The 18830-nt window shown below is 70.9% G+C and carries 19 protein-coding genes and 1 pseudogene; 12 read left to right on the top strand and 8 right to left on the bottom strand.

Going from position 1 to position 18830, the window contains the following annotated elements; all coding sequences use genetic code 11:
* Positions 1 to 260: 260 nt before the first annotated feature.
* Positions 261 to 1118: a helix-turn-helix transcriptional regulator gene (locus AB0K60_RS35370; protein ID WP_364065418.1), complete on the bottom strand. Its 858-nt coding sequence runs from the start codon at positions 1116 to 1118 to the stop codon at positions 261 to 263.
* A 599-nt stretch (positions 1119 to 1717) separates the two neighbouring features.
* Here AB0K60_RS35370 and AB0K60_RS35365 point away from each other — a divergent pair.
* Together AB0K60_RS35365 and AB0K60_RS35360 are read left to right on the top strand one after the other, a co-directional pair.
* The gene (locus AB0K60_RS35365) at positions 1718 to 1927 is read left to right on the top strand and encodes a DUF397 domain-containing protein (protein WP_364065415.1); all 210 of its coding nucleotides are present in this window, start codon (positions 1718 to 1720) and stop codon (positions 1925 to 1927) included.
* A 530-nt stretch (positions 1928 to 2457) separates the two neighbouring features.
* Positions 2458 to 3390: an ATP-binding protein gene (locus AB0K60_RS35360; RefSeq protein ID WP_364065412.1), complete on the top strand. Its 933-nt coding sequence runs from the start codon at positions 2458 to 2460 to the stop codon at positions 3388 to 3390.
* A gap of 61 nt (positions 3391 to 3451) precedes the next feature.
* Here the strand turns inward: AB0K60_RS35360 and AB0K60_RS35355 are convergent, their stop codons facing one another.
* The 5 genes from AB0K60_RS35355 to AB0K60_RS35335 form a co-directional block, all read right to left on the bottom strand.
* Positions 3452 to 4222 (bottom strand): hypothetical protein, encoded by a 771-nt coding sequence (locus AB0K60_RS35355; protein ID WP_364065409.1) that lies wholly within the window; start codon positions 4220 to 4222, stop codon positions 3452 to 3454.
* Between the two features lie 143 nt (positions 4223 to 4365).
* The gene (locus AB0K60_RS35350; protein ID WP_364065407.1) at positions 4366 to 6627 is read right to left on the bottom strand and encodes a heavy metal translocating P-type ATPase; all 2262 of its coding nucleotides are present in this window, start codon (positions 6625 to 6627) and stop codon (positions 4366 to 4368) included.
* Positions 6628 to 6645: 18 nt separating this feature from the next.
* The gene (locus AB0K60_RS35345; protein WP_364065404.1) at positions 6646 to 7668 is read right to left on the bottom strand and encodes a hypothetical protein; all 1023 of its coding nucleotides are present in this window, start codon (positions 7666 to 7668) and stop codon (positions 6646 to 6648) included.
* 100 nt (positions 7669 to 7768) lie between these two features.
* On the bottom strand, positions 7769 to 7978 hold the full coding sequence (locus AB0K60_RS35340) for a heavy-metal-associated domain-containing protein (protein WP_364065402.1): 210 nt from the start codon (positions 7976 to 7978) through the stop codon (positions 7769 to 7771).
* 62 nt (positions 7979 to 8040) lie between these two features.
* Entirely contained in the window at positions 8041 to 8322 is a 282-nt protein-coding gene (locus tag AB0K60_RS35335; protein ID WP_364065399.1) for a metal-sensitive transcriptional regulator, read from the bottom strand.
* A gap of 241 nt (positions 8323 to 8563) precedes the next feature.
* Here AB0K60_RS35335 and AB0K60_RS35330 point away from each other — a divergent pair, with 241 nt between their 5' ends.
* From AB0K60_RS35330 to AB0K60_RS35315, 4 genes and pseudogenes are all read left to right on the top strand, one after another.
* On the top strand, positions 8564 to 9079 hold the full coding sequence (locus AB0K60_RS35330; protein WP_364065396.1) for a DUF2087 domain-containing protein: 516 nt from the start codon (positions 8564 to 8566) through the stop codon (positions 9077 to 9079).
* Positions 9080 to 9175: 96 nt separating this feature from the next.
* Entirely contained in the window at positions 9176 to 9583 is a 408-nt protein-coding gene (locus tag AB0K60_RS35325; RefSeq protein WP_364065393.1) for a metalloregulator ArsR/SmtB family transcription factor, read from the top strand.
* Positions 9576 to 10721: a cation diffusion facilitator family transporter gene (locus AB0K60_RS35320; RefSeq protein WP_364065390.1), complete on the top strand. Its 1146-nt coding sequence runs from the start codon at positions 9576 to 9578 to the stop codon at positions 10719 to 10721. Before AB0K60_RS35325 ends, AB0K60_RS35320 begins: the two co-directional genes overlap by 8 nt.
* Positions 10722 to 10796: 75 nt before the next feature.
* Positions 10797 to 11072: pseudogene (locus AB0K60_RS35315) on the top strand (methyltransferase, FxLD system); the annotation flags it as partial.
* Positions 11073 to 11276: 204 nt separating this feature from the next.
* Here AB0K60_RS35315 and AB0K60_RS35310 read toward each other — a convergent pair.
* Positions 11277 to 12311 (bottom strand): helix-turn-helix domain-containing protein, encoded by a 1035-nt coding sequence (locus tag AB0K60_RS35310; RefSeq protein ID WP_364065387.1) that lies wholly within the window; start codon positions 12309 to 12311, stop codon positions 11277 to 11279.
* A 786-nt stretch (positions 12312 to 13097) separates the two neighbouring features.
* Between AB0K60_RS35310 and AB0K60_RS35305 the strand changes: the two genes are divergently transcribed.
* The 6 genes from AB0K60_RS35305 (at position 13098) to AB0K60_RS35280 (ending at position 17989) form a co-directional block, all read left to right on the top strand.
* Entirely contained in the window at positions 13098 to 14102 is a 1005-nt protein-coding gene (locus AB0K60_RS35305; RefSeq protein WP_364065385.1) for a LacI family DNA-binding transcriptional regulator, read from the top strand.
* The gene (locus tag AB0K60_RS35300) at positions 14089 to 15378 is read left to right on the top strand and encodes a serine/threonine-protein kinase (RefSeq protein ID WP_364065383.1); all 1290 of its coding nucleotides are present in this window, start codon (positions 14089 to 14091) and stop codon (positions 15376 to 15378) included. Before AB0K60_RS35305 ends, AB0K60_RS35300 begins: the two co-directional genes overlap by 14 nt.
* 85 nt (positions 15379 to 15463) lie before the next feature.
* A complete protein-coding gene (locus AB0K60_RS35295) occupies positions 15464 to 15958 on the top strand; it encodes an ATP-binding protein (RefSeq protein ID WP_364065381.1) in 495 nt (164 codons plus the stop codon).
* Between the two features lie 133 nt (positions 15959 to 16091).
* Entirely contained in the window at positions 16092 to 16298 is a 207-nt protein-coding gene (locus tag AB0K60_RS35290; protein WP_364065378.1) for an EF-hand domain-containing protein, read from the top strand.
* A 163-nt stretch (positions 16299 to 16461) separates the two neighbouring features.
* Positions 16462 to 16893, top strand: coding sequence for an NfeD family protein (locus tag AB0K60_RS35285; protein ID WP_364065376.1), 432 nt, complete (start codon positions 16462 to 16464; stop codon positions 16891 to 16893).
* Between the two features lie 4 nt (positions 16894 to 16897).
* Positions 16898 to 17989 (top strand): SPFH domain-containing protein, encoded by a 1092-nt coding sequence (locus tag AB0K60_RS35280; protein WP_364065373.1) that lies wholly within the window; start codon positions 16898 to 16900, stop codon positions 17987 to 17989.
* Between the two features lie 23 nt (positions 17990 to 18012).
* On the opposite strand, the gene AB0K60_RS35275 is transcribed toward AB0K60_RS35280, so the two are convergent.
* Positions 18013 to 18609 carry a Uma2 family endonuclease gene (locus AB0K60_RS35275; RefSeq protein WP_364065371.1) on the bottom strand — a complete coding sequence of 199 codons (597 nt, stop codon included), beginning with the start codon at positions 18607 to 18609 and terminating at the stop codon, positions 18013 to 18015.
* Positions 18610 to 18830 lie beyond the last annotated feature (221 nt).

Here is an 18830-nt window from a genome sequence, read left to right as displayed (position 1 = left end):
GAGGGGAAAACACCGGCCGCGACCGCATGATCCCGAACATCAAGGGCTCAGGTCACGAACCTACCGCCGCATGTCGCGAGTTAACCAGCAGGGTCGCACCGGTGATGAAAGCGACCTTCCCTCGCACACGACCCACTGTGTGCCTCCTTCCGGCAACGCTCACCCGCGGTGACACGTAAGAGTAGCGTAATAATTACTCTAAGTGACAACCCGCGAGTTGGCGACCCCCGCCGAGACGCGAAAGGCCCGCGCGCGGCCGGTCAGCCGGTCGGCTCCTCGGCGGCCTCGCGCAGGAAGGCGAGGCTGTCGGCCGGGGGCATGGCCGCCTCGCGCAGCAGGTCGTACAACTGCCGGTACCGCTCGACCTGGGCGGGCTGGGTGAGCACCAGATCGTCGGTGACGGTGTCCACCGTGACCACGGTCGGGTCCTCGGGGTCGGGGAAGGTGTAGATGCCGAACGCCGACCGCGGCACCCGGTAGCCCGGGATCTCCGCCTCCAGCGGCAGCACCCGCACGGTGATGTTGGGGTTGTCGTGGACGACGGCCGTCAGGTGGTGGAGCTGCCGCCGCATGATGTCGGCGGGCACGCAGCGGCGGCGTACGGCGATCTCGTCGATGATCACCTCGTAGCCGGGGCCGTCCGGACGGCGGAGCATGCGCTGGCGGATCTGCCGCGCCTCGACGGCCTTGCCCGCCTTGTAGCCGGGCCGGTCGGCGAGCCCGTCGGCCTGGATGCGCGCCGCGGTGAACTCGGGGGTCTGCAGCAGCCCCGGAATGAAAATCATCTGAAATTCGCGGATCGTCGCCGCGCCCGCCTCCAGGTTGGCGAACAGGGCCTGGCGCTCCCCCATCGCCTTGTTCGACTCCCACCAGCCGCGCTCGGCGGCCTCCCGGGCGATCGTCATGACCTTGGTCCAGTACGGGCCGTCGACGCCGAGCGCGTCGAGGATCGCGATGATGTCGGCCTGGTCCACCCCGTGGCCGTTCTCCAACTGCGACAGCACCACGCGGCTCAGCCCGCTCTTCGCGGCCACCTGCGCCTGGGTCAGCCCGGCCTTGGTCCGCAGGGTGCGCACCTCGTCGGCGAGTCGCAGCCGGCGCACGTAGGGGCTGATCATCTGCTGGCCTCCTGATCGTAGCTGTGCCTGTGTGCTCGGTGAGGGGGCGTGCCCGTGGCCCGCCTCCCGCGTTCGCGTGCGGCGGGCCGTGGTTCGGACCGCCTCGCGCGACCATCGGGTGTTTCGCGGCAGGCCACCGCGTCGTGCTGTCGGAAATCCTGAACTTTCCGAGTATCCAGGGCTGTATTGGCCTCTGCAAGAGCACGTCGCGAACCGGTCGGCCGGTCGCTCAGGCGCGTCTCCTCCCCACCGTCGGTGGAACGGCGGCTCCGCACGATTCAGGTCAGGTGTGGATCAACATGCCGCTATCCTTAACATCGGTGGATTTCCTGCTGTTTCATAATCCGCGTTGTTCGGAGACCGAGAGCGATCGGCCCGTGGTGCCCGGCCCCCGGGGCGGGACGTTCGCCCGGGGTGCGGTCAGGCCATCAGGTTCGCCCCCCGGATCGCGCTAGCGGGCGCGGGGAGCGAGCAGGGGGCACCGGACTTCTCGCGGCACAGTGCCTCCACCGCCGTACGGCCCGCCCCCCAGGCCGTGCTCCCCCAGGCAGCGTCGCCTGTCCATCGTGACACCGACGCACTCGACCATAGGAACGAGAATGGGCAAGACCGCGAAATACACCAATTGGCGCAAATCCGTGCGATCCAGTGGTGACGACAACTGTGTGGAAGTGGCCCGCGCGGCCGACGGCGGCGTCGCCGTACGGGATTCCAAGCAGCGCGGCCGTGGGCCGATGCTGGAGTTCACCGCCGGGCAGTGGGCCGCGTTCATCGCCGGGATGAAGGCCGCAGGGCCCGGCCGGGGGTAGGCCCCCGGCCGACGGAGTGACGGCGATCAGGGCACGCGGGAGGGACGTCGGGCTCCGGCCTCCTCCCCGCGTGCGCCGGTCAATCGCCCCCATTCGCGATCACGGCTTGCGATAGGGGATCAAGACGCCCCATACTCGTGACATTCCGAAATTTCCGACTGTTGCGAGACAGTAACTGCCAAAGACGGTCGAGCAGTAGTACCCGTGGGAGTCGCGGAGCATGGTGCCCACCACTCATGCGACGCACCACGGCACCGCCGGGGTCTCGGGCCGGGCCGTACGGTCCGCCCGCCGGCGGAGCTGATCGATCGCCGGAGGTCACCCGGAGCGGGGGTCGCCGTGAACGTGCCGTGGACGAACGGGGCCGGCGGCGGGCGGTGCCGCGCCCGTCCGCATCGCATGCGAAGACCCCTCCCCGGTCCTCTCGCCGGTCTTTTCCCCGGTCTTGTTCCCGGTTTTGTTCCCGGTCTTCTCTCAGGTCCTCACGCAGGCCGCGCCCCGGCCATCAGCACGCGGGCGAGGCATCGGCGATGACCCGTCCCCCGTTCGGCCCCTCATCCGATCGCCCCCTCGTCCCCCTGTCCGGCCCCTCGTTGGGCGCCGCTCACGCGTCAAGCGGGCGCTGCGCCGTATGGCCGCTGCCGCCCGATCCCTCCTGCGCCGCAGCGGCCCGCACGCGGGTGCGGCGGGCGCTGCGGGAGATGGGCCTGGCCGACGAGGTCGTCTCCGACGCCACCCTGGCCGTCAGCGAGCTGGTCTCCAACGCCTACCTGCACGTCATCGGGGGGCGGCACGGGGCTCGCGGGCCGGGCGGGCGGACCGACCTGGAACTGTGGCTGTACCGGCGGGGCCGGGCCGAGTCCAGCCAGGTCGTATGCAAGGTCTTCGACACCTGCCGCGACCACGCGCCGCCGCCCTCCCGGGGACCGCTGACGGAGAACGCCGGGGAGCACGGCCGCGGCCTCGGCATCGTCGACGCGGTGGTGGCCGAGTGGGGCTGCCATCTCACCCGGTCGCGGCTGGGCGAGGGCCGGGCCGTGCCGGGGAAGGTGGTCTGGTTCGCCGTGCCCGCGCCGCCCGAGCCCCGCGTCTCCCCTGGCGTTCCCGCCGTCGATCGGCTGACGGCGGCGCAGGCGGCGTACGCGATCCAGGATCAGCTCGCCGCGCGCGGCATCCTGCGGGCGATCCGGTGGCACGACCACCACTTGGCGCTGGTGCCGCTGCATCCGCGGGTCACGGTGTACTGCGGCGACGGGGCCTTCACCTGGAGCCACGACGGCGTGCCCGCCCGCCTGCCGTACACCGATCTGATCGACGCCGGCGAGCGGCTCGTCCGCCTGCACGAGGAGCTGGCGGTCGACGCCGCCGACGCGCCGCCGAGGCGGGCGGGCGCGGACGGCGGGATCGGCGGGCTGATGGGGCTGGGCCGTCCCGGCCACACGCCCGAGCCGAGCGGGACCTAAGCCACAGGCCGCGGGCGCGGGCGGGGACATCGCCCGGTTTCCGGGCACTGAGGGGAGCGGGTCAGCGCACCAACTGCACCAGCGTGCGCTGCAGTATGCCGTCGTGGCCGGAGTCGGTCCAGGTGACGACGTCGATCAGCCTGCCGCGCCGCAGCGCCTCGCGGCCGTACTCCGGGACGTCCATCGAGATCCGCGCGTTGGTGACCGCGAGCACGGCGCTCACCTGCATGCCCTGCGCCCGCGCCTCGGCCTTCTGCAGGTCCTGCGCGGTGAACTCGCCGTGGTCGATGTAGTGGATCGTGACCAGGATGTACCTGCCGAAGATCCCCACCAGCAGGGCGTCGGTCTGCCCCTCGCCGAGCGAGCTGACCTTGACGTTGGTACGGCCGAGCACCTGGGCGATGTCGAGTTCGTAGCCGGAGGCCAGCAGCGAGCCCGCGTTGCGGCGGTCCATCGAGTTCAGCAGCATCACGCGCTGCTCCTCGGGCATGACCCGCAGCAGCTCGGAGGTCTCCGCGGGCGCGACGCCCTCCATCACCGCGAGCAAGCGCTTGTTCGACAATGTTGCCAGCAGCGTGGCCGAGTACGCGGGCGGCAGGGCGTGCACCAAATCCTGGATCTTGGTGATGGGGAGCCGGGCCATGAGCTCGGCCTGGTCGTCGGCCTTCGCCGCGGTCGCCACGTGGACCAGGTCCTGGATGCGCATCGCCTGCAGCACCGGCTCGAAGCGGTCCGGCGGCAGGGCGACCAGCAGTCGGGCCGCCTCCGAGGGGGGCGCGCTGAGCACGTTGTTGATGAGCTCGTCGATCGGCATCATCCAGCCAGGCAGCATGCTCGCCTCCGCAAAGTCCCCACAGGCCGTATCTGCAGATCTTTATGAAAGATCGCCCAGATAGCAATATGTCGGCAGTTGGTTACTGGGGTACCTGATGCACTCTACGACTCACCAGCACTATTTGTCACCATTCGCCATTTTCAGGAGAAGCGGCGCAGGCGAAGGCTGTTGCTGACGACGAAGACGCTGGAGAAGGCCATCGCCGCACCCGCGATCATGGGGTTGAGCAGGCCGAGGGCGGCCAGCGGCAGGGCGGCCACGTTGTAGGCGAACGCCCAGAACAGGTTGCCCTTGATGGTCGCCAGCGTACGGCGCGCGAGCCGGATGGCGTCGGCGGCCACCCGCAGGTCGCCGCGGACCAGGGTGAGGTCGGCGGCCTGGATGGCGGCGTCGGTGCCGGTGCCCATCGCGAGCCCCAGATCGGCCTGGGCGAGCGCGGCGGCGTCGTTGACGCCGTCGCCGACCATGGCCACGACCCTGCCCTCCGCCTGCAGCCGCTTGACCACATCGACCTTGCCGTCCGGGAGCACCTCGGAGAACACGTCCGCGATGCCGACCTGGTCGGCCACGGACGCGGCCACCGCCTGGTTGTCGCCGGTGAGCAGCACGGGCGTGAGGCCGAGCCCGCGCAGCTTCGCGACGGCCTCCGCCGAGGTCGGCTTGACCACGTCGGCGACCACCAGGACCGCCCGCGCCCGGCCGTCCCAGGCCACCGCGACGGCCGTACGGCCCGCCGCCCTGGCCTCCTCGAAGGCGTCGGCCAACTCCGGCGCAAGCGGCGCGGACGCCGCCTCGGCGAGCAGCGCGGGGCGGCCGACGAACACCTCGTGCCCGTCCACGACGCCCCGCACCCCCAGCCCTTCGACGTTCGCGAAGTCCTGCGGCGCGGGCAGCGGGCCCGCCTGCTCGGCGGCGGCGCGGGCGATCGCCGTGGCGATGGGGTGCTCGGAGGCGTTCTCCAGGGCGCCGGCCAGGCGAAGCGCCGTATCGCGGTCCTCGCCGTCGGCGACGGCGACGTCCACGAGGGTCATCCGGCCCTCGGTGACGGTGCCGGTCTTGTCCAAAACAATCGTGTCGACGCGGCGGGTGGACTCCAGGACCTCCGGCCCCTTGATCAGGATGCCGAGCTGGGCGCCGCGGCCGGTGCCGACGAGCAGGGCCGTGGGGGTGGCGAGGCCGAGGGCGCACGGGCACGCGATGATCAGCACGGCGACGGCGGCGGTGAAGGCGGCCTCCGGGCCGGAGCCGGTGCCGAGCCAGAAGCCGAGCGTGGCCGCGGACAGGGCGATCACGATCGGCACGAACACGGCCGAGATGCGGTCGGCGAGGCGCTGGACCTCGGCCTTCCCCGTCTGGGCCTCCTCGACCAGGCGGGCCATCTGGGCGAGCCGGGTGTCGGCGCCGATCCGGGTGGCGCGCACGACCAGGCGGCCGCCCGCGTTCACGGTGGCGCCGGTGACCTCGTCGCCGGGCCGTACCTCGACGGGGACCGACTCGCCGGTCAGCATGCTCGCGTCCACGGCCGAGGAGCCCTCGGTGACGACGCCGTCGGTGGCGATCTTCTCGCCGGGCCGTACGACGAACAGGTCGCCGACGGCGAGCCGGTCCACGGGGACGCGCGTCTCGACGCCCGCGCGGAGCACCGCGACGTCCTTCGCGCCCAGCTCCATCAGCGCCCGCAGGGCCGCGCCCGCGCGGCGCTTGGAGCGGGCCTCGAAGTAGCGGCCGGCGAGCAGGAACGCGGTCACGCCCGCGGCGGCCTCCAGGTAGATGTCGGCGCTGCCGTCGCCGCGGGCGATCGTGAACTCGAAGGGGTGGACCATGCCCGGGATGCCGGCCGTGCCGAGGAACAGCGCCCATAGCGACCAGCCGAACGCGGCGAGCGTGCCGAGCGAGATCAGCGTGTCCATGGTCGCGGCGCCGTGGCGCAGGTTCGTCCAGGCGGCCCGGTGGAACGGCAGGCCGCCGTAGACCACGACCGGCGCGGCCAGGGTGAGCGACAGCCACTGCCAGTAGGTGAACTGCAGGGCCGGGATCATGGCCATCGCGATCACGGGGACCGACAGGACGATGGAGACGATCAGCCGGGTACGCAGGGACCGCGTCTCGGCGTCGATCCCGTCGGCGGGGCCGCCGGTCTGCCGCTCGGGCTCGGGCGGCGGGGGCAGGGTGGCGGTGTAGCCGGCCTTCTCCACCTCGGCGATCAGCGTCTGCGGGTCCACCTCGTCCGGGTAGGTGACCTTCGCCTTCTCGGTGGCGTAATTAACCGTGGCGGTGACGCCGTCCAGCTTGTTGAGCTTGCGTTCGATGCGGGCGGCGCAGGACGCGCAGGTCATGCCGCCGATTGAGAGTTCGATCGCGTTGGGCGCGGCCTTGGGCCTGTCATGGGTGACGGGGGCCATCACTCCTCCTTCCCGGCGTCAGTGGGCGTCGTCGCCGTCGTTCTCATGGGCGCTTTTGGCGGCCTTCTCGGTCTCGGCGTCGTCGCGGCTCGCCGGCCATGCGCCGGGGTCGCCCGCCCGGAGCGTGAAGTCCGCGGTGTGGACGACGCCGTCGTGCTTGAAGTCGAGGAAGAGCCGGTAGTCGCCGCGGCTGGGCACCTCGACCTGGAAGGCGATGTCGGGCCCGGCCGTCGTCCTGCCGTCGCCGGGCACGCCGTCGGGGTGCACGTGCAGGTAGGCGAGGTCTCCGGCGCGCAGCGCGACCAGGTGGCCGTAGGCGCCGAGGTACGGCTCCAGGTCGGTCACGGGCTTGCCGTCCTTGGACACCCGCAGCGTGACCTTGCTCGCCGAGCCCACGCTCGCCTCGCCGTCGAGCCGGACGGTGTAGCCGTCCACCTCCGCCGTACGGCGCACGCCCGCCGGCGTGCGCGGCGTGTAGTCGCCGGCGGCGTGCAGGTCGACGCCGAGCGTCAGGTCCTTGCCGCCCTCGGGCGCGAAGTCGGCGAAGGCGCGGTAGTCACCGGCCTCGGGCAGCGTCAGCCTCGTCGTCCACACGCCGTCCCCGGTCAGCTCCGGGTGCAGATGCTGGAACTCGTCCAGGGTCCGGTTCACCACGATGAGGTGCAGCTTCTTCTCGTGCCTGGTCGCGTAGCCGGTCACCGGCCTGCCGTCGGGACCGGTGACGACGAACCGGAAGTCGGTCGCCTCGCCGGGCGTGATCGTGGTGGTCTCGGGCGTCAGGCCGTATCCGTCCTGCGCGGACTGCAGCCCGGCCGGCACGATCGCGGCGGCGCCCGGCTCGGCGCTCGCGTGATCGTCCTGCCCGCCGTGACCGCTCTGCTCGCCATGACCGGCCTGGTCGCCGCGGCCGCTCGCGAGCGGGGCCGCGTCGCCGCCGTCCGGCCCTCGATCGCCGCCGACCAGGTTCCCCAGGCCGAACGCCGTACCGAAGATCAAGGCGAGGGCGGCGACGTACGTGCCGAGTTTGACACCGGTGTTCATCACTACTCCTCAACGGCGTGTCGCGCCCTGCCCACGGCCACCCGCGCGCGACTCCGCCGGACGACGTCCGGGCGGCTCGGCCGGGGCCGTGGGCCGGAAATCACGAGGCCACCAGCTCGTATCCGGCTTCCTTGACGGCCGCCTCGATGAGGTCGGCCGCGATCGGGCCGTCGCTGTGCACGGTCAGCCGCCCGGACTCCAGCTCGACGTCGACGCCGGTGACGCCCGGGACCTCGCCGACCTCCTCCTTGACCGAGCTCACGCAGTGGCCGCAGGTCATGCCCTTGACGGTGTAGGTGCTGGTGCTCATGACGATCCTTTCTCCGTTGATCTGATGGGGTCGCGAACCCGGGGGCGTTCTCCGCGCACGGGTCAGGAGCGCACGAGGCGGGCGATCGCGGCCGCCGCCTCCTGCACCTTGGCGTCCGCCTCGGCGCCGCCCTTGGCCGCTGCCTCCGCGACGCAGTGCGTCATGTGCTGTTCGAGCAGCTCCAGCGCGAACGACTGCAGGGCGCGGTTCGCGGCCGACACCTGCGTCAGGACGTCGATGCAGTACTTGTCCTGCTCGACCATCCGCTGCAGGCCGCGGACCTGGCCCTCGACGCGCCGCAACCGCCTGAGGTGGTCTTCCTTGGCCTTCGTGTATCCAACCATCTGTCCGCCCGGGACCTTCCTCCACGTCGGGTGTGGCGCTCGGCGTGGCCCGCGTCGTCCGGCCTCGTTCCGCCGCCGACACCCTAAACGGTACCCCCCTAGGGTATAAGAATCACAGGGTCATCGACGATATGTGAGCAAGCTCACACGATTCCTGTACCGACGGCGCACTGGTGCGACGGGTCGGCGGGCCGCGAAAACCGCTACGGCGAACCAGGCGATCACCGGCAGAGTAGAGGCCATGAGCGATGAAGAAGTCAGACGGGTCCTCGGCCTCATGTACCAGCAGGACACCTTGCGGATGATGTCGGCGCTGGTCCTGACCGGAGGTGCCGATGCGGCTGGGCTCGATCGGGAGGCCGCGGCACGCGCGCTGGACCGTCTGGAACGCGGCGGGCTGGTCGTACGGGACGACGACGGCTCCTGGCGGGCCCGCCCGGAGCGGTTCCGGGAGTTGCTGCACGCCATCGCGCCCCCGCCCGAGCCCGTGTCCCCGCAGGAGCGAATCATCCGGACCTTCCTCGTGGACGGGCGGCTGCGGGCCATCCCCACCCGGCGAGGCAAGCGCCTTGAGGTGCTCGACTACATCGTGCGGGTCTTCGAGCCCGGCGTGCGCTACTCCGAGAAGGAGGTGAACGTCGCCCTGCGCGCGTTTCACGACGACTACGCGACCCTGCGGCGTTACCTCATCGACGAGGACCTGCTGACCCGGGAGAACGGCGTCTACTGGCGGTCGGGCGGCACGGTCGAGATCTGATCCGGACGCACGCGGACACAACGCGGGTGCCGGGCGTCCGCGCCTGACCGGCTGCCCTCTTGAGCGGGCGAACGTGCCGTTTTTATACTCAAACATATGAATGATCGTTCAAACGTTGTGGTGATGCTCGACCGTGACTCCTGCGCGACGCCGGTCGTGGACGCCGAACGGGTGGCCGCGGTGCGCAAGGTCCTGCCCGCGGACGACGCGGTCCAGGAGTTGGCCCAGGTCTTCGGCCTGCTGGCCGACCCCGGGCGGCTGCGACTGATGAGCGCGCTGCTCGAAGGCGGCGAGATGTGCGTGTGCGACCTCGCCGCCGCCACCGGGCAGAGCATGTCCGCCGCCTCCCACGCCCTGCGCCTGCTGCGCATGCATCGGGTGGTGACGGTACGGCGGGCCGGGCGGAATGCGTATTACCGTCTCGCCGACTCCCACGTGCGCATGCTGTTCGATCTCGCCATCGCCCACATGGGGCACCCTGATGGGGAACGAGGCGATGGGTGACGGGTTGGGGGGCAGGTTCCGCCTCCCCCGGCCGCGCCGCAGGCAGGGAACCGACGTCCACGATCATCATCAGGGGCACGGGCATGGTCACGGGCATGGTCACGGACACGACGCGGGGCATGGACACGCGATCAGCACCGATGCGGATCGCCGTTACCTGACCGCCGCACTGCTGCTGATCGTGGCGTACATGGCGGTCGAGGTCGTCGTCGGCCTCATCGCCCGGTCTCTGGCGCTCATCACCGACGCCGGGCACATGCTCACCGACGCGATCGCGATCGTCTTCGCCCTGGTCGCGATGCGCATCGCCGCCCGTCCGCCGCAGGGCGGCTTCACCTACGGCCTCAAACGCGCCGAGATCATCTCAGCCCAGCTCAACGGCACCACGCTGCTGCTGCTCGGTGCGTACTTCGTGTACGAGGGCATATTCCGCCTGGTTGAGCCGCCCGACGTCGACGCTCCCTTGGTGGTCGCCGCGGGCACGGCGGGAATCGTGGTGAACATCGCGGCCACCTGGCTGCTGAGCAGGGCCAACCGCACCAGCCTCAACGTCGAGGGCGCCTTCCAGCACATCCTCAACGACCTGTACGCCTTCATCGGCACCACCGTCGCCGGCGTGATCATCTGGGTGACCGGCTGGACCAGGGCCGACGCCATCGCCGCCCTGCTCGTCGCGGCCCTGATGCTCAAGGCCGGCTGGAGTCTGGTGATCAACGCGGGCCGGGTCTTCATGGAGGCCGCGCCCGCCGGCATGAACCCCTCGGAGATCGGCCGCAGGACCGCGGCCATCGACCGCGTGGTCGAGGTCCACGACCTGCACATCTGGGAGGTCACCTCCGGCTACCCGGCGCTGTCGGCGCACATCCTGGTCGAGCCCGGCGCGGACTGCCACGCCGTACGCCTCCATGCCGAGCGCCTGGTCCACGACGAGTACGGCATCGAGCACACGACCCTCCAGGTGGACCACGCCCCCGCGCGCCTGCTCACCATCGGTTCGCCCGACCATTCGCCCGACCAGCCACACTGCACCGCGTCACACGGCCCCAAACACACCCGCGAGGACGTCCCGGTGGACGCCCACGAGAACGTGCCCCAGGACATTCACGGGGACATCCACGGGGACGACGGCCGCCGATAGGACCCCGGCCCACGGGCTCTCCGCCGTCCGTCGATACCGCAAGCCAACAGGACATCGCCGACCTACTCTGAGATCATGGGCGATGCGTCTCGATTGCGGGAGAGCCTGACGAAACAGGTCCGGAAGCGGTACCCGGAGATAAGCGAGGCGGTCGCCGACGCCCTGCGGACGGTTCCGCGCCACCTCTTCCTGCCGGACACGCCGCTCGAATTGGCGTATCAGGACAGAAGCATCGTCACCATGCGGGACTCCGCGGGGACGCCGATCAGCTCCTCGTCCCAGCCGACCATGATGGCCATCATGCTCGACCAGCTCGGGCTCGAACCCAGGCAGCGCGTGCTGGAGATCGGGACCGGAACGGGGCGGCCCCGCGATCGCCGACGAACTGGCCGCGCACCTGAGCGCCTGGCAGGAGGCCGGCCGCCCCGGCGCGGACGACCTGCGGATCACCGCCTACCCGAGGACCGCCGCCCCGATCGAGATCCCGCCCGGCACGCCGACCATCGAGAAACAGCACACGGTGCTCGCCCTCTCCTGGACGGACAGGACCGCCGGCTAGGCCGAACCCTTCTCGTATCGGCCCTTCTCATAGCGGCCCTTCTCGTAGCGGCCCTTCTCGTAGCGGCGGCCGGGGTCGCGTGCGACGCCCTCGCGCCCCCGCGGCGCGGCCGCCGGGATGTCGAAGCTCGCCTCCGTACGCTCGATCACGCGCCCGCAGGCCGTGCAGCGCAGCACCGGCGCGAGCGTGGCGGCGCAGACGGTGTGGCGGATGGACAGCTCGGTGCCCGGCGCCCCCTGATACGAGCGCCGCGCCCAGTCGACCAGGAACGCGAACACCGGGAAGAACGCCCTGCCCTTGTCGGTCAGGTGGTACCGCGGCCGCCGCTGCGGGCCATCGACCTTGGCCAGCACGTCCACGTCGACGAAACGGCGCAGCCGGTCGCTGAGCACCGAGGGCGCGATTCCCAGCTCGGCCTGGAAGTCGGCGAAGCGGCGTACGCCGAGGAACGCGGCGGTGAGCACCACCGTGCTCCACCGGTCGCCGAGGATCTCCATCGTCTCCGGCAGGTAGGACAGCGCGTCGTACGGCACGCGGTCGCGGACCGTCCGGCGATGGTGGCGGACCACGGAGACCTGGGCGAAGGTGGCCTTCTCGCCACGTAGGGGCTCGGCCTCCCGCACGGTGACCAGGGCGCTGTCGCAGACGCCGCAGCCGAGCACCACGTCCGTCCTGGCCCCGCAGACGTGGTGGATCAGGTCGGGCAGCGGCTCGGGCCGGTCCACCCACATGCGTTCCCACGACCAGATGGCGACGAGCATCGGCCATAACTCGATGGCGCGCGGCGTCAGCCGGTACTCGTGCCGGGTCCGCCCGTCCTTGTAGGCCACCAGTTCCAGCAGCCCTCCCGCGACCATCTCCTTGAGGCGGGCGGCGAGTACCGACTCGGACATGCCCAGCTCGTCGCGCCAGTCGGCGAATCGGCGGATCTGCTTGGTGAACCCGCGCTGCAGGATCAGCAGCGTCCACTGATCGCCGAGCGCGAGAAGCGCCTGGCCGATCGCGCTGGGGAGGGCCGCCCCCGTGCCCACTGTCCCACCTCCTAGTGTGTGAGCGTCAAATGTTGTGGGACATGGCTACAAATGGTCAAATCGCTCGAACTTTTCCTGGCCGCCCCTGTAACTTTCGGCGGTCTCGCGAACCCGCGCCTCCGCGGATGGTCATACACACCGTTGTCATGGCGTTCGGTTGAGTAGTGCTCATATGCATACACCCTCGGGCGCAAACGGCTAATGGAATATGGTTCTGGAGTCGCCGCCGCGCATTGCCGGGGCGGCTCGGCGCGTCCCGAATGCCGGATCGGGTCGCCTCCCGGCCGCCTGCGGGGCCCCGCCGCGCGGCGCGCGGAACGGCGATCGGCGCGGGGTCCGGCGTCCGCTCCCGGGCCGTCCTCACCATCGCCCTCACCATCGCCGCCGCGGTCGGTGCGGGCATCATCGTGCGCTTACGCCGTACGTCCCGGCCGGCGGCGGAGGCGTGCCGTCCGGCCCTCGCCCGCCCGGCGGGCCGGGCCGAGGCCGCCCGAAGCGGGTACGCGGACGGGTCGCGGCGGGGCCGCCGGAAGATTTGCCCCGTTTCACGGCCGCACCCGGGGAAGTGATGGCTAGCATTGAGTTCGGTCACGGGGGCCTCCTGGACCACCATCGTGATCTTACATTCCCCACATTGACAAGAACCTTTTCAGATGATCATCAGTCAATGTCGGGACGGAGCGGAAGAAATGACTTTTTTCTCAACCAAGGTAATCCCTGTTGACATGCGTGAAACAGTGCTAGCCTAGCTTGGGAGCGCTCCCACGGCTTCGCTGAGGAGAGTCAATGGCAGAGCAGCCCACCCTCGCGCAGGTTGCGGCAGCGGCGGGGGTTTCTCCGGCCACAGCCTCGCGGGTTCTCACCGGCTCGGTGAGAGTGAGCACATCGGCCCGACGCCAGGTGCACGAGGCCATGTCGCAACTCGGATACGTGCGTCGCCGGGCCCCGCGCGGCGGCGGCGCGCCACGCAGGTCGGACCGCGCCGTCGCGGTGGTCGTGTGCGACCCGATCCACCGCGTCTTCGCCGAGCCCTTCTACGCCCGGTTACTCGGAGCGGCCGACGACGTGCTGGGCAAGCACGGGGTCGCGATGATGGTGATGGGCGCCGCCGCCACCACGTCGACGACCGCCGCTCCCCCGCTCGTCTCGGGCGCGGTGAACGGCGTGCTCCTGGTGGGGGCCAGGTCGCGGCATCCGCTCGCGATCACCCTGGCCGCCTCGGGCGTCGCCGTACGCTGCGTCGGCCGTCCCCCGGACGACATCGACCTCCCCTACATCGACGTCAACAACGTGGACGGCGCGCGCCAGGCCGCCGAGCACCTGCTGCTGCGCGGGCGCAGGCACATCGCCGTGATCGCCGGCCCGGCCACCTTCCCGGCCGCGCGCGACCGCCTCGACGGCTTCCGCGCCGCGCTGCGGGCCGCCGGGATCGGCGACGGCCCGGTGGCGTACGGGGACTTCACCCACGCCTCGGGCGTGCACGCCGCCCGCCTGCTGCTGCAGCGCATGCCGCATCTCGACGCCATCTTCGCCGCCAACGACACGATGGCGGCCGCGGCCATCGGGGTGCTGCGCGACGCCGGGCGCAAGGTGCCCGACGACGTGGCCGTGGTGGGCTTCGACGACAGCTCCATCGCCCGTCACCTCCGGCCGCCGCTCACCACGATCCGCCAGCCGATCGAGGATCTCGCCTCGATCGCCGTCCGTCTCCTGCTGGCGGGCATGTCGGGCGAGACGCCGAAGGACAACCCGATCCTCCCCGCGGAGTTGGTGGTTCGTGAATCCACTTGAGTTCGACGAATCCGCGAGAGGGCCGCGACGGCTCAGGGACTCGGCCAGGGACGTGGCGATCGCCCTGGCCACGGGCCTGTACGGCGTCGCCGACGACGAAACCTGGCGGAAAGCGCGGCGAAGCCTCAAGCTCGCGCGAGATGATTCGGTCGTGGCACCGGACGGCGAGTACGCGGGCGGCCTCAGCGAGGGTGACGTCCTCATGCGCCGCTACCGCCTGGAGGAGCGTATCGCCACGGGCGGCATGTCGGTCATCTGGCGGGCCTTCGACGAGGCGCTGCAGCGCAGCGTGGCGGTGAAGGTCCACGACGGCTCGTTCGACGGCGACCACCAGTGCCGCGACCTGATCCGGCGCGAGGCCCGTACGGTCGCGCGCCTGCAGCATCCCGACGTCATCGAGGTGTACGACTACGGCGAGACCGTCACCGGCCAGGGGCGCGTGGCCGCGTTCGTGGTGATGCGCCTGCTTGACGGGCGTCCGCTCGCCGAGTGCCTGCTGGAGGGCCCGCTGCCCTGGTGGGAGGCCCTGCACATCGCCGAACGGCTCGCCCTGGTGCTGGCGGCGGCGCACGAGCAGGGCATCGTGCACCGCGACGTCACCCCCGAGAACGTGCTGCTCACCGCCGACGGCGCCAAACTGCTCGACTTCGGCATCGCGGCCATCGCGGACGACCAGGGCAACGAGCGCCTCGCCGACTTCGGCACCCCGCCGTACGTGGCCCCGGAGCGGCTGCACGGGGTGACCGCCTCCCCGGCCGTCGACGTGTACTCGCTCGGCGTGCTGCTGTTCGAGATGCTCACCGGCGAGCTGCCGTATCCGGAGCGCACCTGGGAGGCGATCGAGGTGGTGCGGCGGATCGGGCCGCCGCCGCTGCCCGACGTGCCGGGCCTGCCGCCGGAGGCGGCGCTGCTGTGCCAGTCCTGCCTCAGCCAGAGCCCGCAGCGGCGGCCCACCGCCCAGCAGGCCGCCGAGATCCTCGCGCGGGCGACGGTCAAGCGGCGTCGCCGACGGCACACCTGGCCGGCCTGGGCGGCGATGTCCGGCCTGTCGCTGGCCACCCTGGCGGCGGGGCTGACGTTGCTGACGACCGAGGAGCCGCCCAAGCCGCGGCGCGGCCAGATCGTGAACAGCGTCTGGCCCGCCTCGGTCCGCACGTCGCCGACGCCGATCGGGAGCGGGCGTGCGGGCGCGCCGACGACCGGCACGCGGGCCGTCCCCGTCAGCGAGCACGACGCGCGACGCGACCCGCCGCGCGTCGCCCCCGCGGCCCACTAGACGCGACCCGCCCGTTCGGGCCGCCCGCCACGCGCCGCAGGATGCTCGTGCCCTATGGTGAGTACCAGCGAACGTCGCGTCCCCCGTGGTCGCGCCACGTCGCGACGCGACAGCCATCGCTGATGAGGTGACCGTGCCAGAACCACCTGAGCGAGGCACGTCCCTGCGCTATCCCATAAACGAAGATCTCGCGTTTCTCCGTCGCCAGGTGCACGAGTACCTCATCCCGCTCGGGTTCGGCGAACGGCGGCGCATGGACTTCGTCCTCGCGGTCAACGAAGCGCTGGGAAACGTCCTCGATCACGCACACGCCGTGGGCACGCTCACGCTGGCCCACGACGAGCGGCACGTCACCGCCGAGATCAGCGACACGGCCGGGCTGCTGACCGACGCCAACGCGGGCATGTCCCCGCCCCCGCCCGGCTCCCATCGGGGCTACGGCCTGTGGCTGATGCGGGAGCTCTGCGACAGCGTCGAGATCTTCGCCGACGGCCGCGGCTCGGTCGTACGGCTCCGCATGCGACGCCCCGGCATCCCGCAGCCACGCGTGGGGAACGGCACGGCCTCCCACCACGGTTGAGCGCCCCCCGTACCACATTTCCAGCAAATGATTCCGGCAAATGACGGCAAATCCGGAAAGGGTCGCTTGTTCCTCGCTACTCTACTGGCGACCCGGCCTGGGCGGTCCAGCACGGGAGAATCGAGGAACGGCAGTGAGTGAGTACGCGGCGACCTTCGACCTCGTGGACAGCGACGACGACGGGCTGATCTCGGCGCAGGAACTCGTGCGCCTCATGGACGTCATGGGCCGGCAGATCACCCCGGAGGCCGCGAGCGCCGCCATCGCCAAGATCGACGCGGACGGCGACGGCAAGATCTCCCTCGAAGAGTTCTCCGCCTACCTCGACTCCACCCGCTAACGGCCCGCCAACGGCCCACTGACGGCCCACTGACGGCCCAGTCCGGGGGTCCGCCGTTTCCGGCTCGTACCGGCCGGTGATATCACGCCGTCGCGGCGTTACCGTTGAGGGAGACGGAACCATCCGGCGTCGAAGGACGTTCTATGTCTAGGAGGCCGGGACAGTGGACTCGTGGGTCTTGTGGGTGATTCTCGCGGTGGCGCTCGGCGCTGCCGAGATCTTCACGCTGACGGCGGCCCTGGGGTTGCTCGGCTTGGCGGCGGGGTTGACCGCCGTGGTCGCGGCGCTCGGCCTGCCGGTCCCCGTGCAGTTCATCGTGTTCGTGGCGGCGTCGATCGCCGGGCTGGTGGTGGTCCGGCCGATCGCCCGGCGACATCTGCTCCAGCCGCCGCCGCAACGCTTCGGGATCTCCGCGCTCGTCGGCAAGCAGGCGTACGTCGTCAGTGAGGTGACGGCGCGCGAGGGCAGGGTGCGTATCGGCGGGGAGGAATGGTCGGCCCGCGCCTACGACGAGACGCTCGTGATTCCCGCCGGCGCCACCGTGGACGTCATGCAAATCGAGGGCGCCACCGCTCTCGTGTACCCGAGGGAGTGAAGCCATGGACGCCGCCCTGCTCGCCGCTCTCGTCGTCGCGTTTCTCGTCGTCATCACCGTGCTGAAGGCGGTCCGCATCGTGCCGCAGGCCCGCGCGGGGAACGTCGAGCGGCTGGGGCGCTACTACCGCACGCTCGAACCGGGGCTCAACTTCGTCATTCCGTTCGTGGACCGGGTCCGGCCGCTGATCGACCTGCGCGAGCAGGTGGTCTCGTTCCGGCCGCAGCCGGTCATCACCGAGGACAACCTCGTCGTCGACATCGACACCGTGCTCTACTTCCAGGTGACCGACCCGCGGGCGGCGGCGTACGAGATCGCGAACTACATCCAGGCGATCGAGCAGCTCACCGTGACCACGCTGCGCAACGTCATCGGCGGCATGGACCTGGAGAAGACGCTCACCTCGCGCGACACCATCAACAGCCAGTTGCGCGGCGTGCTCGACGAGGCGACCGGCAAGTGGGGCATCCGCGTCAACCGCGTGGAGATCAAGGCGATCGACCCGCCGAAGACCATCAAGGAGGCGATGGAGAAGCAGATGCGCGCCGAGCGCGACAAGCGCGCCGCCATCCTCACCGCCGAGGGTCAGCGCCAGTCCCAGATCCTCACCGCCGAAGGCGACAAGCAGAGCGCGATCCTGCGCGCCGAGGGCGAGCGCTCGGCCGTCATCCTCAAGGCCGACGGCCAGGCCAAGGCGATCGACCAGGTCTTCCAGGCCGTGCACCGCAACGACCCCGACCCCAAGCTGCTGGCCTACCAGTACCTGCAGGTCCTGCCGCAGCTCGCCCAGGGCAAGGGCAGCACCTTCTTCGTCATCCCCAGCGAGGTGACCTCCGCCCTGCAGAGCGTCTCCAGGGCCTTCACCGAGGCGCTCCCGCGCTCCAGCGCCGCGGACCGGGCCGAGGAGGCCGCCGCGGCCTCCACCGCCATCGCGGACCAGGCCGCCCGGGAGGCCGAACAGGCCGCCGAGCAGGCCAAGGCCGAAGCCGACGAGAGCATCGGCCCCCGCCAGCTCGGCCCCGGCTCCCCCACCCCGGACCCGCTGGCCGACACCCTGCTCTCCGAATCGCAGCAGGACCGCACCTCGTCCGGCTGACCCACCCGATCATCCGGCCCGGCTCAGTCCGGGAGGTTCTCCAGGTCGATGTCGATCGGGAAGGGGACGGCCACCTTCAGGCGGCCGTGGGAAATGCCGGTGAGGGCGTACGTGGCGGTGGCCGGGTCGAGTTCGTAGACGTAGACGTTGGGGCTGCCGTCGCTCTCCTCGACGCGCCAGAAGTGCGGGATCCCGGCGGCGGCGTACTTGCGCGGCTTGAGATCGCGGTCCCGATCGACCGACTCGGGCGAGACCACCTCGACGACCAGGTGCACCTCGTCGGGCGTGTAGCAGGTGCGGTCACGGTCCGCCGCCGCGAGAGCGTCGACCACGAGCACGTCCGGGCACGGGCGGGTGCGGGGGCCCAGGCGCACGTCCATGTGGGTCATCGCCTTGAGGTTCCCGGGGGCCTGGGCGTTGAGAACGACCCGAAGGCCGAAACCCACCGACTCGTGGAAGCGTCGGCGGGGGGACGCTAATACGAGGGCTCCATCGATGAGCTCCACGTGTTTGAAGAAGTCGGGCTCACCGTGGGGACCCTCGGGTGGCAGGCGGTCAAGATCCTCCGATGTCCAGCCCCCGGGAGGAGGCGACGGCCAGTAGTCCGGCGGGCTCGACATGCTACGCACCGTATCATCGCCGTCACTTCCGGACGGTCATCGCGTGATTCGGGCGGCAAGGCCCTCCGGTTCGCCGCCCGGCCGGGGTGGACGGGGAAACACCGGGGCGGGCGGTGCGTGACCCCACTGAATGTGCCACCTGAGCGAGGGGTGGACGGTCAGTGGGTGAGGTCACGCCGCTGTCGCGCGTGCACTCGACGAGGTTTGCCGCCTCCTCGCCG

Source organism: Thermopolyspora sp. NPDC052614 (genome assembly GCF_040678635.1).
Lineage (GTDB): Bacteria > Actinomycetota > Actinomycetes > Streptosporangiales > Streptosporangiaceae > Thermopolyspora.
The sequence above is the reverse complement of the archived record's forward strand: the minus strand, read 5'-3'. Positions and strand labels throughout refer to the sequence as shown.